Source organism: uncultured Acidovorax sp. (genome assembly GCF_964021665.1).
In the GTDB taxonomy this organism is placed as follows: domain Bacteria; phylum Pseudomonadota; class Gammaproteobacteria; order Burkholderiales; family Burkholderiaceae_C; genus Acidovorax; species Acidovorax temperans.
The window spans coordinates 1-15,348 of the sequence record NZ_CAXIAK010000039.1 but is presented as its reverse complement, the minus strand read 5'-3'; the positions used below and the strand labels follow the sequence as shown (position 1 = coordinate 15,348).

Genomic DNA, 15,348 nt, shown 5'->3' with positions numbered 1-15,348 from the left:
TCTGTAGCAGATAGTTACTGATAAAGCGTCGGACCCTTTCCCGTAGAGGGCCCCGTTCGGTATCCAGATCGACGATTTTTGATGCCTATCAAGGTCGCTCTGGTCGGCTGGACTGCTTGCGACCGCGCCAGGATTTGCCCGCCAAGCGGGTCGTTTTCAGTGGCGCAGGCCTGTGATTTGCTGCGCTGCGTGAAGGCCGCTGCGGATAGCGCCTTCCAGCGTGGCTGGGTAGGGGCCTTCCGTGTAGTCGCCTGCGGCCCACAGGCCTGAAAGCACGCGATTTCCAGGACGGCGCAGCCCTGGGGTACAGGCAAAGGTTGCGCGTTTTTCCACCACGCTCTGGAGAGGGCGCAGGGTTTTGAGGCCCAGCTGTTCCTGGGCCTGGCGCACTACCTGATCCTCAAGCGTGGCCCTGTCTTGCTCACTGACGCTGACCACAAAGGCTAGCAAACCGGCAGCCCCCCCCAGGTGCCCGCGGTCGAATACAAACTGCGCGGGTTGCTCGGGGCCTGGGTGCAAGGCCAGCATTGCCTGGTTCAGGGTATGGCGACTTTCCTCAGTGTGCCCAGACCCATTCGGGAGGCTGGTGGCAGAGGCCTGTGCGTACACCGTGCCGATGGATGTGAACCGCAGTGCTTGGGTTACATGGATCCATTCGGTGGCTTCGCCTTGTTCGGTGTGGGAAAGGCTGCCGTGGGCCGCTTGCACCAGGCGGGCTGCTTCCGTGCTGTGGGTGGCCAGCACCACCGAGTCAAAGTGTGTGCCGTCCACGTCCCAGCCGTCAGGGGTGCGCGCCAGGCCCGCTACGCGTTGCCCCGAGTGCAGCGCAGCTCCCCGGGCTTGCAGCCACTGCGCGGCGGTATCGGGGAACAGCGTACCCAGGTCGGTGCGCGGCAGCAGCAGGTTCGAGCCACCGCGCCCGCTGAACAGGCTGTCGCGCAACACGCGCAAGAACACTTCCGCGCTGGCCTCGTGCGCGGGGGTGTTGAGTGCCGATACGCACAGGGGCTCGATGAACTCCTGCAGCAGGCGCTGCGGCAGCCTTTCGCACAGCTGTGCCACCGACCAGCGCGCATCGCACCGGAAACCCTTGAGCTGCCAGCTGGCGCAGGTGCGCAGCAACGCGACTTTGTCGGTCCAACTCCAGCCGCGTGCCCGCGCCACGCCCACCAGCGCATCCCAGGGGGGCGGCAGGTCAGGCAGTTCCAGGCCGCTGCGGTCGGCGTAGGTCAAGGTCAGGGGGAGGCGCAGCATGGCGCTGGGCACGTCCACGCCCACCGTGCGCATCAAACGCAGGGTTTCGGTGTAGGCGCCAATCAAGATGTGTTGCCCGTTGTCCAGCACGAGGGGCTGGCCCGCTGCATCCACGGTGTGCAGGGCCCGCGCCCGCCCACCCAGGGTGCGAGCGGCTTCCATTACGGTGACGTGGTGGCCTGCCTGCGTCAACGCCACGGCTGCCGCCATGCCGCCCCAGCCGGCCCCCACTACCGCGACGCGCATCACATACGCCCCAGGGCCTGGACCTTCCATGCCAGCCAGAACTTGCGCAGGGGCGTGAGGCGAATGCGCTGGTGCAGCACCTGGAAGTTGTCGTGTTCGATTTCGCGCAGCAGGGTGCGGTAGATGCTGGCCATCATGAGCCCAGGCTTCTGGGCGCGGCGGTCTGCATCGGGCAACAGGGCCAGTGCCTCGTCGTACAGGCGGTGCGCTCGCTCGGCCTGAAAGCGCATGAGGGCGGTGAAACGGTCGGAATACGTGCGCTTCAGAATTTCGTGGGCCTTCACATCAAACTGCTGCAACTCGCTGACGGGCAGGTAAATGCGGCCCAGCATGGCGTCTTCACCCACATCCCGAATGATGTTGGTGAGCTGAAACGCCAGTCCCAGCGTATGTGCGTATTGGGTGGTGCGCTCGTCGGTCTGACCAAAAATGCGTGCGGCCACCTCACCCACAATGCCTGCCACCAGGTGGCAATAGCCCTTGAGGCCTGCAAAGTCGAGGTAGCGGGTTTGCTCCAGGTCCATCTGGCAGCCGTCGATGACGGCCTGCAGGTGGCGTTGCTCAATTCCGTAATCGCGGGTGTGCGGCATCAATGCCTGCATGACCGGGTGGGTTGGCTGGCCGCCAAAGGCCTTGGCCACTTCGGCCTGCCACCAGGCCAGTTTGGTGCGGGCCACGCCGGGGTCAGACACTTCGTCCACCACGTCATCCACTTCGCGGCAAAACGCATAGAACGCAGTAATCGCTGCGCGCCGGGGCGCGGGCAGGAACAAGAAGGCGTAATAGAAGCTGCTGCCCGAGGCAACGGCTTTTTGTTGGACGTACTGTTCCGGAGTCATGGGGCGGGATTGTCCCACGCGCTGTGTGGCCCGCACCCGAGAATCTGCGCGCCAGGGGCTTTGCCCGGCCCCTGGCGAGGGCATGCGGGGTTTAGAACGCGATCTGCTCTACACCGATGTCGCTGGGGCGACGCAGCGCTTCTTTCATGAAGATGCTGATTGGCAGGGTGCCTTGTTCGGAGCTGAACCACTTTTTGTACAAGGCCGCCATCTCGCCGTTCTGGATCATGCGGCGGGTCACGCGGTCCACCAGCTCCTTGAACTTGGGGTCGTCCTTGCGCAGGCCAATGCTGTAGGGCTCCACAGAGAGGCGTTTTTCCAGGAAGTGGTAGTCATCCATGGACTTGCCCAGGCGGGTGAGCGGGATCCAGATGCCTGCGTCGTCTGCAAAAGCGGCATCGGCCTCGCCCTTGGCCAACGCGTTCACGGCGTCCAGCGTGCTTTCCACCAGCACGTAGTTGAACTTGCGGTTGAAGGTGCGCTCATTGGCGCGCAGCAGGTTTTCGTTCGTGGTCTTGCCCTGCACGGCGATTTTCTTGCCCTGCAGATCGTCCAGCGTTTTGATGTTGGAGCTTTTGTGTACCAAAAATGCCGAAGACGCCACAAAGATATGGTGGCTGAAAGCAATTTCCTTCTGCCGTGCTGCGGTGTTGGCCGTGCCGCCGCATTCCAGATCCACCACGTTGTTTTTCACGTCGGTGATGCGGTTCTTGCCGTCCACCAGCAGATAGTTCACGCGCAGGTCGGGGCGCTTCAGCTCTTTTTTGATCTCTTCAAAGATTTGCAGACAGATGTCCACCGTGTAGCCCTGTACCTTGCCAGAGGCACTGTCTTTGTACGAGAAGGGCAGTGATTTCTCGCGGTGGCCCAGACGCAGCTCTCCGGAACTGGCAATACGTGAAATGGTGTCTTGTGCAAGTGCTGGCACGGTGGCCAGGCTGAGGGCGGCCATCAAGGCCCACTGGCGCAGTTTGGAAGGGTTTGACATGCTTGAGCAGGGGGAAAGGTGGGTAAAAAGGACGTGCCTTTTGTGCGTTGCAGCATCCATCCCCCCACCGTGATTGCCTCAGGGCCTACCGTGCGCAAACTTGCTTGCGCACCGTCAGCATTCCACAACGTTCACGGCCAGCCCGCCGCGCGAGGTCTCCTTGTATTTGCTCTTCATGTCGGCGCCGGTCTGCATCATGGTTTTGATGACCTTGTCGAGCGACACCACATGCTGGCCATCGCCGCGCAGGGCCATACGTGCGGCGTTGATGGCTTTGATGGCGCCCATGGCGTTGCGCTCAATGCAGGGGATTTGCACCTGCCCACCCACGGGGTCGCACGTCATGCCCAGGTTGTGTTCCATGCCGATTTCAGCGGCGTTTTCCACCTGTTCAGGCGTGCCGCCCATCACCGCCGCCAGCGCACCTGCGGCCATGGAGCATGCCACCCCCACCTCGCCCTGGCAGCCCACCTCGGCACCCGAAAGCGATGCGTTGATCTTGTAGATGATGCCAATGGCGCCCGCAGTGAGCAAAAAGGTGGCAATGCCCGCATCGTTCGCGCCGGGCAGGAACCGCACGTAGTAATGCAGCACTGCGGGGATGACCCCGGCGGCACCGTTGGTGGGGGCTGTGACCACGCGGCCGCCAGCGGCGTTTTCTTCGTTCACGGCCATGGCGTAGAGGTTCACCCAATCGAGCATCGACAGCGGGTCGCGCAGCGCGGCCTCGGGGTGGCTGCTCAGATTGCGGTGCAGCTCGGCCGCGCGGCGGCGCACATGCATGGGGCCGGGCAGGGTGCCGTTGGCCGCGCAGCCGCGTTGCACGGCCCCGGCCATGGTCTGCCAGATGCGCAGGAGCTGGCGTTGCACTTCGTCAGCACTGTGCCAGTGCTGCTCGTTGGCGGCAGTCACCTGGGCCATGCTCAAGCCCGTGGCGCGGCACTGCGCCAGTAGCTCGGCCCCGGTGCTGTAAGGGTAGGGCAGCCCCTGGCCATGCCCCTGGCTGCCGGAAGCAGCGGCCGCGCCAGGGTTGGTCACGCGCTGGCCTTGCTCGTCCACCACAAAGCCGCCGCCAATCGAGTAGTACTCGCGCACGGCGATTTCCTGGCCCTGCGCATCAAAGGCACGAAAACACAGGCCGTTGGGGTGGCGTGGCAGGCTTTTGCGCCGCAGCAGCATGTGTTCCTTGTCGATCCAGGGGATGCTGTGTTCGCCCAGCAGCGGCAGGCGTTGGCTGCTGCGAATCTGGGCCACGGTGGGCGCGATCTGGTTGGGGTCGATGGTGTCAGGCTCATGGCCTGCCAGGCCCAGCAGCACAGCGGTGTCGGTGCCGTGCCCGATGCCCGTGGCGGACAGTGATCCAAACAGCTCAGCCACCACATGGTGCACTGCCGCCAGCCCCACGGTGGCTTGCAGGTGGCATGAGAACTGTCGCGCAGCAATCATGGGGCCCACGGTGTGGGAGCTGGAGGGGCCGATGCCAATTTTGAAAAGGTCGAAGACGCTGACGGACATGGTGGTGCGAGGCCGTGGTTCGGGTTGTGATCCTGTCAAGGCTAGCGGCGCCGTGCTGCCGCCGCACGCGCGGAATCCCTGCCCCTCATACCGGTGGCGGCAAGGCGGGCCAGGGCGGCTGGCGTGCTGGGTTGCCTGCCAATCATCAATGATGCTATTAAAAATGTAGCTGCTTGCGCTTTTGGATAAAGCGCTAGAGCATGATTTGACTTGAATTTTTTCGGGCGGTTGAAGCCGCCGGGTTAGCGCCCGTTGTGGGGCATAAATCTTTCTTACATTGCCACGGCGCGGGCCAGCATCACGATCCAGTCCGGGGCATGCAGGCGGGGGCGGGTGTGCAGGCTGCCGCCTTGAAGGGCGTCCACCTTGTCCAGAATGCGCAGGCCGCCTTGCACCACCAGGCGCAGCTCCCACCCCATGCGCCCGGGCAGGCGGTGTACCAGGGGTGCGCCTTGCACCATCAGGGCCCTTGCCCAGTCGGCGCTGTCTTGAATCAGCCGTGCGTTCTGCGGCGTGGTCTGGCGTGCCAGCAGCTTGGCCTGGCAGGCGCCGTGGGCCGCGCAGTCGGCGCGGGGCAGGTAGTGGCGGCCGCGCGGAATGTCCACGCTCAAGTCCTGCCAGAAATTGGCCAGCTGCAAGGCTGTGCAGATGGCGTCGCTTTGCTGCAGTGCCTGGGCATCGCTCACGCCATACAGGTGCAGCAGCAAGCGGCCTACCGGGTTGGCAGAGCGGCGGCAGTAGTCCAGCAGTTCTGCCCGGTCGGCGTAGCCCTCGGCGTCACGCGTCTTTTCCACGTCTTGGGCGAAGGCGCTGAGCAGGTCGGCCAGCAGGTTCACAGGCAGCTGGTGCTGTTCGATCATGGCGCGCAGCGGAAGAAACACCGTCTCCCAACGCTCCGATGGTGCGTGCCCCTGGGCGACAGCTTGCAAGTCGGCCTCAAACGCTGCCAGGTCTTGCAGGCGCTGCGCTGGCGGGGCGTCGCCTTCGTCGGCAATGTCGTCGGCGGTGCGTGCAAAAGCGTAGATGGCCCGAATGGGCGGGCGCAGGCGGGGCGGGCACAGCAGCGACGCCACCGGAAAATTCTCATAGTGCGTGACTGCCGCTGCGGCCTGGGCCGCTGGGGCGGCCAAAGGGGTCGCAGAAGGGGCAGGGGAAGAGCGATTTTCAGGATTCATGGCGGCGTGGATTGTCGCTTGACAATGCCCGGGCCTTCTCATAGATTACTAACCGGTCAGTCAGTAGCTGTTTTGGCACTGTCTGACCAGGGCTGGTTGAAGGCCTCTCTCCTGAATAAATCACCGCTTTTGCAGCCCCGAAACAAGGGGTGGTTCCCGGTTGCGCCTGTCGCGCCGGTCCATCGCTGTGGCGTGCACGACTGTGTTGTCGTGCCCTATCGCGTGATTTGCCGGGGGAGGGGCCCATCGGCTTTGGCCTGGGCGCAGAGCAAGGGGCAGTCCAACTTGCACCGCCCGGTCGCACCATTTTTCATCACTGGATTTTCCATGCGTACACCTTCCGCTTCGCGGCCATTTCACGGGTTTCACAGGTATCTCATGCTTCTGGGCGCAGTGGCGCTGATGGCCGCTTGTTCGCGGCCTGCGCCGCCACAGGAGCCCGTGCGTGCCGTCAAGTTGATGACGGTGGGCGTGGGGGCGTTGGAGTCGCAGCTCGAATATGCGGGCGAGGTACGCGCCAGGGTGGAATCCCGCCTGGGCTTTCGCGTGGGCGGCAAGATCGTGCAGCGCCAGGCCGAACTGGGCCAGAGGGTGAAGGCTGGCGATGTGCTGGCGCAGCTGGACCCCAAGGACTACCAGTTGGCGGCTGAGGCTGCCCGCGCGCAATTGGCAGCAGCCACCACCCAGCGCGACTTGGCGGCGGCCGACTACAAGCGCTACGCAGCGCTGAAAGACCAGAATTTCATCAGCGGCGCCGAGCTGGAGCGGCGCGACACCGCCCTGAAGGCCGCGCAGGCCACTCTGGATCAGGCTCAGGCGCAACTGGCCTCGCAAGGCAACCAGGCCGCCTACACGCGGCTGGTGGCCGACGCGGCTGGCGTGGTGACCGGCATTGATGCTGAGCCAGGCCAGGTGGTGGCGGCAGGTGCGCCCGTGGTGCGCATCGCCCAGGACGGCGCCCGTGATGTGGTGTTTGCTGTGCCCGAGGACAAGGTGGCCGCCATGGCCCCCGGCCAGGAAGTGGCCGTGCGTGGCTGGGCCAATGGCAAGACGTTGGCGGGCAAGGTGCGCGAAGTGGCCGCCAGTGCCGACGCTGCCACCCGCACCTTCCAGGTCAAGGTGGCCATCGACCGCGCCGAAGCGCCGGCCCTGGGCTCCACCGTGTACGTCACCCCCAAGGCGCTGAGCCATGCCGGCACCCCCGCCATCAAGCTGCCCACCACGGCCTTGCGCCAGGAAGGGCAGTCCACCGCGGTGTGGGTATATGACCCAGCCACCAGCACCGTCAAGTCCCAGGTCATCCAGATTGCCACCGCCGATGGCAACGATGCCGTGGTGGCCTCTGGCCTCACGCCTGGCATGCAGGTGGTGGCCACCGGGGTGCATGTGCTCTCACCAGGGCAGAAGGTGACGGTATATCAGCCAAAAACGGCTGTAGCGCCCGTGAATCAAGCGCCAGTAGCTACTGATTCAGTAGCAAATAGCGCATCCCAGCCCGCTGCGAAGTAAGGCACACCATGAGCCAGAACCAACCAAAAGAGGGGTTCAACCTCTCCAAGTGGGCGCTCGACCACCCGGCGCTCACGCGCTACCTGATGGTCGTGCTGATGCTGCTGGGCTTCGCGGCCTATTTCCAGCTGGGGCAGGACGAAGACCCGCCCTTCACCTTCCGCGTGATGGTGGTGCGTACCTACTGGCCCGGCGCCACGGCGCAGCAGGTGGCCGAGCAGGTGACCGACAAGATCGAGCGCACGCTGCAGGAAGTGCCTTACGCCGACAAGATCCGCAGCTACTCCAAGCCAGGCGAGTCGCAGATCATCTTCCAGATCAAGGATTCATCGCGCCCGAACGAGGTGGCCAACATCTGGTACACGGTGCGCAAGAAGGTGGGCGACATGCGCTACACGCTGCCCACCGGCGTCCAGGGGCCTTTCTTCAACGATGAGTTCGGCGATGTGTATGGCGTGATCTACGCGCTGGAGTCCGAAGGCTTCAGCTACGCAGAGCTGAAGACCTTTGCCGACGATGTGCGCCAGCAACTGCTGCGGGTGCGCGATGTGGCCAAGGTCGAGCAGTTTGGCGTGCAGGACGAAAAGCTGTTTGTCGAAATCTCGCAAAAGCGCCTGTCGCAGCTGGGGCTGGATTTCAACCAGGTGCTGGCCCAGCTGGGCCAGCAAAACGCCGTGGAGTCGGCCGGGGCTGTGCAGACCCCGCTGGACCAGGTGCAGGTGCGTGTGGGCGGCCAGTTCAACGCCATTGAAGACCTGCGGGCCATGCCGATTCGCGGCCCGTCGGGTGCGCAGTTCCGCCTGGGCGATATTGCAGAGGTCAAGCGTGGCTACGTAGACCCGTCCACCGTGAAGGTGCGCCACCAGGGGCGTGAGGTGATTGCGCTGGGTATCTCGATGGCCAAGGGTGGCGACATCATTGCCCTGGGCAAGGCGCTGGAACAAGCCACGCAGCGCATCGGCAACTCGTTGCCAGCGGGCGTCAAGCTGGTCAATGTGCAAGACCAGCCCAAGGCCGTGTCCACATCGGTCAACGAATTTGTGAAGGTGCTGATCGAAGCCGTGGTCATCGTGCTGGCCGTGAGCTTCATCAGCCTGGGCCTGCACAAGCGCCCTGGCAACCACCCGCTGTGGAAGCGCTGGTACATCGACCCCCGGCCCGGCCTGGTGGTGTGCATCACCATTCCCATGGTGCTGGCCGTGACCTTTTTGGCCATGTGGTACTGGGGCATTGGCCTGCACAAGATTTCGCTGGGCTCGCTCATCATTGCGCTGGGCCTGCTGGTGGACGACGCCATCATCGCCGTCGAAATGATGGTGCTGAAGCTGGAAGAGGGCTACGACAAGGTGCGCGCCGCCACCTTTGCCTATGAGCTGACAGCCATGCCCATGCTGACGGGCACCCTGATCACGGCGGCTGGCTTTTTGCCGATTGGCATTGCCAAGTCGATGACGGGTGAATACACCTTCGCGATTTTTGCCGTGACGGTGATTTCGCTGGTGCTGTCATGGGTGGTGTCGGTGTACTTCGTGCCTTACCTGGGCACGCTGCTGCTCAAGGTGCCGCCCCATGTGCAGGCCGCCCAGGCCAACAAGGGCATCACCGACGACCCGCACGAGGTGTTTGACAGCCCGTTCTACACCGCCTTTCGGCGGCTGGTGGACTGGTGCGTGCAGCACCGCTGGATCACCATTGGACTCACGGCCCTGACCTTTGCCCTGGGCATTGTGGGCATGGGCAAGGTGCAGCAGCAGTTTTTCCCGGATTCCAGCCGTCTCGAAATCATGGTGGAAGTCTGGTTCCCTGAAGGCACATCGTTTGCGGGCAACGAAGAGGTCACCAAGCGGGTGGAGCAACGCCTGCTGACCGAAGCCGGTGTGAATTCCGTGACCACCTGGGTGGGTTCGGGCGTTCCACGTTTCTATCTGCCGCTGGACCAAGTGCTGCCGCAAACCAACGTGTCGCAGTTCATCGTCTTGCCCAAAGACCTGGCGGTGCGTGAATCGCTGCGCATCAAGCTGCCCACGCTGCTGGCACAGGAATTTCCTGAGGTGCGCGGGCGCGTGAAATTGCTGCCCAACGGCCCGCCCGTGGCCTACCCCGTTCAGTTCCGCGTGATGGGCCCTGACCCGGTGGTGCTGCGTGAGCGTGCTGATGAGGTGAAGGCTGCACTGCGCGCCAGCCCCGACATGCGCGGCGTGAACGACAACTGGAACGAGTCCGTGAAAGTGCTGCGCATGGAGGTGGACCAGGACAAGGCGCGTGCGCTGGGGGTCAGCAGCCAGTCCATCGCCCAAGCCGCCAAGATCATGCTGGCCGGCTCGCAGATCGGGCAGTTCCGCGAGGGTGACAAGCTCATCGACATCGTGCTGCGCCAGCCGCTGGACGAGCGCAACGCCATTACCGATATCGGTAGCGCTTATCTGCCCACGGCCTCGGGCAAGTCCATCCCGCTCACGCAAATTGCCAAGCCCGTGTTCACCTGGGAGCCTGGTGTGATGTGGCGCGAGAACCGTGACTACGCCATCACGGTGCAGGGGGATGTGACCGAAGGCATGCAGGGCGCCACAGTGACGGCCGCGCTGCTGCCCGGCCTGCGCGAGATCGAAGCCCGCTGGCATGCGGCAGGGCAGGGCGGCTATCGCATTGAAGTGGCCGGTGCCGTGGAGGAAAGCTCCAAGGGGTCTGCGTCGATTGCGGCAGGCATTCCGATCATGCTGTTCATTACCTTCACGCTGTTGATGCTGCAACTGCACAGCTTCAGTCGCGCGATGCTCGTCTTCCTGACCGGCCCGCTGGGGCTGGCTGGGGTGGCTGGGGCGTTGCTGCTGCTGAACCGTCCGTTTGGCTTTGTGGCGTTGCTGGGGGTGATTGCCCTCATGGGCATGATCCAGCGCAATTCGGTGATCCTCATCGACCAGATCGAGCAAGACCGTGCACGCGGCGTGCCTGCGTGGGATGCGATTGTGGAGTCGGCTGTGCGCCGTCTGCGCCCCATCGTGCTGACTGCCGCGGCGGCGGTGCTGGCCATGATTCCCTTGTCGCGCAGTGTTTTCTGGGGTCCGATGGCTGTGGCCATCATGGGTGGCTTGGTGGTCGCTACCGTGCTCACTTTGCTGGCTTTGCCAGCGATGTACGCAGCGTGGTTCAGGGTGCGTCGCCCGGCTCCTGAAGTACTTTGAAGAAAGGTTTCGGTCAGCCGCCCCGCACATCAGGGTAAAATAGAAGGTTGACCGATTTCACACAGGCGGCGAGCCGTGCTTGCCGCCTGTTTGTTTGTAGAACCGCGCGGGTGGCGAAATTGGTAGACGCACCAGGTTTAGGTCCTGACGCCAGCAATGGTGTGGGGGTTCGAGTCCCCCCCCGCGCACCATCCATGTGAGACTTTGCGGAACACGGCGCTGCTGCGCTGCAGCCAGCACGATCCACATTCATAAGAGGAATAGCCATGGCCGTTACTGTTGAAACCCTTGAAAAGCTCGAGCGCAAGATCACGCTGAGCGTGCCCGTTACCTTGATTCAGGCTGAAGTGGACTCGCGCCTGAAGCGCCTGGCCCGCACGGTCAAGATGGACGGTTTCCGTCCTGGCAAGGTGCCCATGAATGTGGTGGCTCAGCGCTATGGCTACTCGGTTCAGTACGAAGTGCTGAATGACAAGGTGGGCGAGGCTTTTGCCGTGGCCGCCAATGAAGCCAATCTGCGTGTGGCGGGTCAGCCCCGTATCACGGAAAAAGAAGGCGCTCCTGAAGGTCAAGTCACTTTCGACGCCGTTTTCGAAGTGTTCCCTGAAGTCAAGATCGCCGATCTGTCGGATGCCGAAGTCGAAAAGCTGTCGGCTGAAGTGACCGATGCCGCTATCGACAAGACCATCGACATCCTGCGCAAGCAGCGCCGCAGCTTCGCCCAGCGCGCGCTGGACGCTGCCGCCCAGGACGGTGATCGCGTGGCTGTGGACTTCGAAGGCAAGATCGACGGCGAACCCTTTGAAGGCGGCAAGGCAGAGGGCTTCCAGTTCCTGGTGGGCGAAGGCCAGATGCTCAAGGAATTCGAAGACGCTGTGCGTGGCATGAAGGCCGGTGAAAGCAAGACTTTCCCGCTGGCTTTCCCTGCCGATTACCACGGCAAGGAAGTGGCTGGCAAGACTGCTGATTTCCTGGTCACCGTCAAAAAGATTGAAGCTGCTCACTTGCCTGAAGTGAACGACGCCCTGGCAAAGTCTCTGGGCATTGCTGACGGCTCCGTCGAAGGCCTGCGCGCAGACATCAAAAAGAACCTCGAGCGTGAAGTCAAGTTCCGTCTGCTGGCTCGCAACAAGCAAGCCGTGATGGACGCCCTGGTGGCCAAGGCTGAGCTGGATCTGCCCAACGCCAGCGTGCAAGCCGAAATCGCCCGCCTGATGGAAGGTGCCCGTGCCGAGCTGAAGCAGCGCGGCATCAAGGACGCCGACAAGGCAGAAATCCCTGAAGACGTGTTCCGCCCCCAGGCTGAGCGCCGTGTGCGCTTGGGTCTGGTTGTTGCTGAGCTGGTGCGTGCCAACGAACTGCAAGCCAAGCCCGAGCAACTGAAGGCCCACATCGACGAGCTGGCTGCCAGCTACGAGAAGCCTGAAGACGTGGTGCGCTGGTACTTCGGTGACCGCCAGCGTCTGGCAGAAGTGGAAGCCGTGGTGATCGAAAATAACGTGACCGAGTTCGTGCTGAGCAAGGCCAAGGTGGTTGAAAAGGCCGTGTCGTTCGACGAGTTGATGGGCCAGGGCTGAAGCCCTGCTGCTGGCCATTTCCTACGGAATTGAGCTGGCAGTAATGCCAACCAAGGGGCTTGTGCTTTTGCGCACAGGCCCCAATTCATTTCTGGGTACAGTACCTGCTTGACTGGAGAAAACATGAGCGCATTGGAAACACAAGGCCTGGGCATGATCCCCATGGTCATCGAGCAGTCTGGCCGTGGTGAACGGTCGTATGACATTTACTCGCGCCTGCTCAAGGAGCGCGTGATTTTCTTGGTAGGGCCTGTCAACGACCAGACTGCCAATCTGGTGGTGGCGCAGTTGCTGTTCCTTGAGAGCGAAAATCCTGACAAGGACATTTCGTTCTACATCAACTCGCCTGGCGGTTCCGTCAGCGCGGGCATGGCGATTTTCGACACGATGAACTTCATCAAGCCTGATGTGTCAACGCTATGCACCGGTATGGCTGCCAGCATGGGCGCCTTTTTGTTGGCAGCAGGTGCCAAAGGCAAACGCTTTGCACTGCCCAACTCCAAGGTCATGATCCACCAGCCTCTGGGCGGTATGCAGGGGCAGGCCACTGAAATTGAGATCCACGCCCGTGAGATTCTCAAGACCCGTGAGCAACTGAACAAAATCCTGGCCGAACGCACAGGCCAGCCGCTGGAGAAGATCCAGCGCGACACGGAGCGCGACTATTTCCTGTCTGCCGATGAAGCCAAGGATTACGGCTTGGTGGATCAGGTGATCAGCCAGCGCGCCTGAACCCGGTAGCACACTGGGCGGCGTTTTCCCTTGGGGAAGACGCCGTTTTTATTTGGTTATCATCCCGACAACTTTCCGTAACAAGGCATTGCCCCATGGCCGAGAAAAAAGGCTCCTCCAGCGAAAAAACCCTTTACTGCTCCTTCTGCGGTAAAAGCCAGCACGAAGTCAAAAAGCTGATCGCTGGTCCTTCGGTCTTTATCTGTGATGAGTGCATTGACCTTTGCAATGAAATCATCCGTGATGAGTTGCCGGTGGGCGAGTTGTCCAAGGATGCGCGAAGTGACCTGCCGACGCCGGCTGAGATCAAGACCAATCTTGACAACTATGTGATCGGCCAAGACGTAGCCAAGCGAACGCTTGCTGTGGCCGTGTACAACCATTACAAGCGTTTGCGTCACAAGGACAAGGCGCTCAAGGACGATGTTGAGCTCTCGAAGAGCAATATCTTGCTGATTGGCCCCACGGGCTCTGGCAAGACTTTGCTGGCCCAGACACTCGCGCGCATGCTGGATGTGCCTTTTGTCATGGCCGATGCCACCACGCTGACCGAAGCTGGCTACGTGGGCGAGGACGTAGAAAACATCGTGCAGAAGTTGCTGCAGAGCTGCAATTACGATGTGGAGCGTGCCCAGCGCGGCATCGTTTACATCGATGAGATCGACAAGATTTCTCGCAAATCTGACAACCCCTCCATCACCCGTGACGTATCTGGCGAAGGCGTTCAGCAGGCATTGCTCAAGCTGATCGAAGGAACCATGGCGAGCGTGCCTCCCCAAGGCGGCCGTAAGCATCCCAACCAGGATTTCTTGCAGATCGACACGACCAACATCTTGTTCATTTGCGGTGGTGCGTTTGCCGGTCTGGAGAAGGTCATCGAAAACCGTACCGAGGCTTCTGGCATCGGTTTTGGTGCGGCAGTGCGCAGCAAGAAGCAGCGGTCGCTGACGGATGTGTTCCAGGAGATCGAACCTGAAGACCTGATCAAGTTTGGCATCATCCCTGAGCTGGTAGGCCGTATGCCGGTGGTGGCGGCGCTGGCTGAGTTGAGCGAAGACGCGCTGGTGCAGATCCTGACAGAGCCCAAGAACGCGCTCGTCAAACAGTACAGCAAGCTCCTCTCCATGGAAGGTGTGGAGCTGGAGATTCGCCCAGCGGCCTTGAAGGCAATTGCGCGCAAGGCGTTGGCACGCAAGACGGGTGCGCGCGGTTTGCGATCCATCCTGGAGCAATCGCTCATTGGCACCATGTTTGACCTGCCCAACACCAGCAATGTTGAGAAAGTGGTTGTTGACGAGGCAACCATCGAAGAAAACAAGCCGCCGCTTCTCGTGTACCGCGAAGCGGCCAAGAAGGCCTGAGATGCCCGGTACGGGCTTGCACCCAGCAGCCCTTTCTTTCAGCAACCCTTGCGCCAGTGCGGCTGCGTGCAAGGGTTGAAAATCCCCATATGTGGACCATATTCCACAGAGTTAACTGAGGATTTCCATGTCCGGACATACCCCCCTCCCAGCCACCCCCCTTGACCTTCCACTGTTGCCCTTGCGTGATGTGGTGGTGTTCCCCCATATGGTTATCCCCCTCTTTGTGGGAAGACCCAAAAGCATCAAGGCGTTGGAGTTGGCCATGGAAGCCGAGCGGCGCATTATGTTGGTCGCCCAGAAGGCAGCCGCCAAAGACGAGCCTTCGGTGTCTGATATGTTTGATGTCGGCTGTGTCTCGACCATCTTGCAGATGCTCAAACTTCCCGACGGCACCGTCAAGGTGCTGGTGGAAGGCCAGCAGCGTGCCTTGGTCTCCTCCATAGAGGATGCAGAAACCCATTTCAACGCTACGGTGACGCCAGTTGCCCCTGCTGCTGACGAAGCCAAGTCGAGTGAAATTGAGGCTTTGCGTCGAGCAGTGATGCAGCAGTTTGACCAATACGTCAAACTGAACAAAAAGATCCCACCCGAGATTTTGACGTCGATCGCCAGCATCGATGATCCGGGCCGTTTGGCCGACACCATTGCGGCCCATCTGCCTCTGAAGCTTGAGAACAAGCAGGTGGTACTGGACCTCTCCGATGTGAAGGCTCGCCTTGAGAATCTGTTCGAGCAGCTTGATCGTGAAGTCGACATCCTGAACGTTGACAAGAAAATCCGTGGGCGCGTGAAGCGCCAGATGGAGAAGAACCAGCGCGACTTCTATCTGAATGAGCAGGTCAAAGCCATCCAGAAAGAATTGGGTGAGGGCGACGACGGCGCGGACATCGAAGAGATTGAGAAGAAGATCAAGCTCGCCAAGATGCCTGCCGAGGCTCGCAAGAAGGCAGAAGCTGAATTGAAAAAG

The 15,348-nt window shown here is 61.8% G+C and carries 11 protein-coding genes and 1 tRNA gene; 7 read left to right on the top strand and 5 right to left on the bottom strand.

The genetic code is table 11. From position 1 onward, the window contains the following. Positions 1–156: 156 nt before the first annotated feature. The 5 genes from hpnE to hpnC form a co-directional block, all read right to left on the bottom strand. Positions 157–1,500, bottom strand: a complete 1,344-nt coding sequence (gene hpnE / locus AADJ04_RS10180) for a hydroxysqualene dehydroxylase HpnE (RefSeq protein WP_044402513.1) — start codon at positions 1,498–1,500, stop codon at positions 157–159. Then, on the bottom strand, positions 1,500–2,339 hold the full coding sequence (gene hpnD, locus AADJ04_RS10175; RefSeq protein ID WP_044402515.1) for a presqualene diphosphate synthase HpnD: 840 nt from the start codon (positions 2,337–2,339) through the stop codon (positions 1,500–1,502). The genes hpnE and hpnD overlap by 1 nt, the downstream gene beginning before the upstream one ends. A gap of 91 nt (positions 2,340–2,430) precedes the next feature. Continuing rightward, positions 2,431–3,327: an amino acid ABC transporter substrate-binding protein gene (locus AADJ04_RS10170; protein WP_341239544.1), complete on the bottom strand. Its 897-nt coding sequence runs from the start codon at positions 3,325–3,327 to the stop codon at positions 2,431–2,433. Between the two features lie 114 nt (positions 3,328–3,441). After that, the gene (locus AADJ04_RS10165) at positions 3,442–4,842 is read right to left on the bottom strand and encodes an L-serine ammonia-lyase (RefSeq protein WP_341239543.1); all 1,401 of its coding nucleotides are present in this window, start codon (positions 4,840–4,842) and stop codon (positions 3,442–3,444) included. A gap of 272 nt (positions 4,843–5,114) precedes the next feature. After that, positions 5,115–6,017: a squalene synthase HpnC gene (gene hpnC, locus AADJ04_RS10160; protein ID WP_341239542.1), complete on the bottom strand. Its 903-nt coding sequence runs from the start codon at positions 6,015–6,017 to the stop codon at positions 5,115–5,117. A gap of 378 nt (positions 6,018–6,395) precedes the next feature. On the opposite strand from hpnC, the gene AADJ04_RS10155 reads away from it, so the two are divergent. The 7 genes from AADJ04_RS10155 to AADJ04_RS10125 all read left to right on the top strand — a co-directional run. Next, on the top strand, positions 6,396–7,526 hold the full coding sequence (locus AADJ04_RS10155; RefSeq protein WP_341239541.1) for an efflux RND transporter periplasmic adaptor subunit: 1,131 nt from the start codon (positions 6,396–6,398) through the stop codon (positions 7,524–7,526). A gap of 8 nt (positions 7,527–7,534) precedes the next feature. After that, on the top strand, positions 7,535–10,708 hold the full coding sequence (locus AADJ04_RS10150) for an efflux RND transporter permease subunit (RefSeq protein ID WP_341239540.1): 3,174 nt from the start codon (positions 7,535–7,537) through the stop codon (positions 10,706–10,708). Between the two features lie 104 nt (positions 10,709–10,812). Then, a tRNA-Leu gene (locus AADJ04_RS10145) sits at positions 10,813–10,899 on the top strand. A gap of 75 nt (positions 10,900–10,974) precedes the next feature. Then, positions 10,975–12,285: a trigger factor gene (tig, locus tag AADJ04_RS10140; protein ID WP_338819547.1), complete on the top strand. Its 1,311-nt coding sequence runs from the start codon at positions 10,975–10,977 to the stop codon at positions 12,283–12,285. Between the two features lie 123 nt (positions 12,286–12,408). Next, positions 12,409–13,017 carry an ATP-dependent Clp endopeptidase proteolytic subunit ClpP gene (gene clpP / locus AADJ04_RS10135; RefSeq protein WP_044402533.1) on the top strand — a complete coding sequence of 203 codons (609 nt, stop codon included), beginning with the start codon at positions 12,409–12,411 and terminating at the stop codon, positions 13,015–13,017. 95 nt (positions 13,018–13,112) lie between these two features. After that, positions 13,113–14,378 carry an ATP-dependent Clp protease ATP-binding subunit ClpX gene (gene clpX, locus AADJ04_RS10130; protein ID WP_341239539.1) on the top strand — a complete coding sequence of 422 codons (1,266 nt, stop codon included), beginning with the start codon at positions 13,113–13,115 and terminating at the stop codon, positions 14,376–14,378. A 127-nt stretch (positions 14,379–14,505) separates the two neighbouring features. Further along, positions 14,506–15,348, top strand: an 843-nt coding sequence (locus AADJ04_RS10125) for an LON peptidase substrate-binding domain-containing protein (RefSeq protein WP_341239538.1), incomplete at its 3' end; no start/stop codon positions are given.

What these genes read in the sequence shown, in the direction of transcription:
- hpnE (WP_044402513.1), bottom strand. Translation starts at nt 1,500, where the DNA reads ATGCGCGTCGCGGTAGTGGGGGCCGGCTGGGGCGGCATGGCGGCAGCC.
- hpnD (WP_044402515.1), bottom strand. Translation starts at nt 2,339, where the DNA reads ATGACTCCGGAACAGTACGTCCAACAAAAAGCCGTTGCCTCGGGCAGC.
- AADJ04_RS10170 (WP_341239544.1), bottom strand. Translation starts at nt 3,327, where the DNA reads ATGTCAAACCCTTCCAAACTGCGCCAGTGGGCCTTGATGGCCGCCCTC.
- AADJ04_RS10165 (WP_341239543.1), bottom strand. Translation starts at nt 4,842, where the DNA reads ATGTCCGTCAGCGTCTTCGACCTTTTCAAAATTGGCATCGGCCCCTCC.
- hpnC (WP_341239542.1), bottom strand. Translation starts at nt 6,017, where the DNA reads ATGAATCCTGAAAATCGCTCTTCCCCTGCCCCTTCTGCGACCCCTTTG.
- AADJ04_RS10155 (WP_341239541.1), top strand. Translation starts at nt 6,396, where the DNA reads ATGCTTCTGGGCGCAGTGGCGCTGATGGCCGCTTGTTCGCGGCCTGCG.
- AADJ04_RS10150 (WP_341239540.1), top strand. Translation starts at nt 7,535, where the DNA reads ATGAGCCAGAACCAACCAAAAGAGGGGTTCAACCTCTCCAAGTGGGCG.
- tig (WP_338819547.1), top strand. Translation starts at nt 10,975, where the DNA reads ATGGCCGTTACTGTTGAAACCCTTGAAAAGCTCGAGCGCAAGATCACG.
- clpP (WP_044402533.1), top strand. Translation starts at nt 12,409, where the DNA reads ATGAGCGCATTGGAAACACAAGGCCTGGGCATGATCCCCATGGTCATC.
- clpX (WP_341239539.1), top strand. Translation starts at nt 13,113, where the DNA reads ATGGCCGAGAAAAAAGGCTCCTCCAGCGAAAAAACCCTTTACTGCTCC.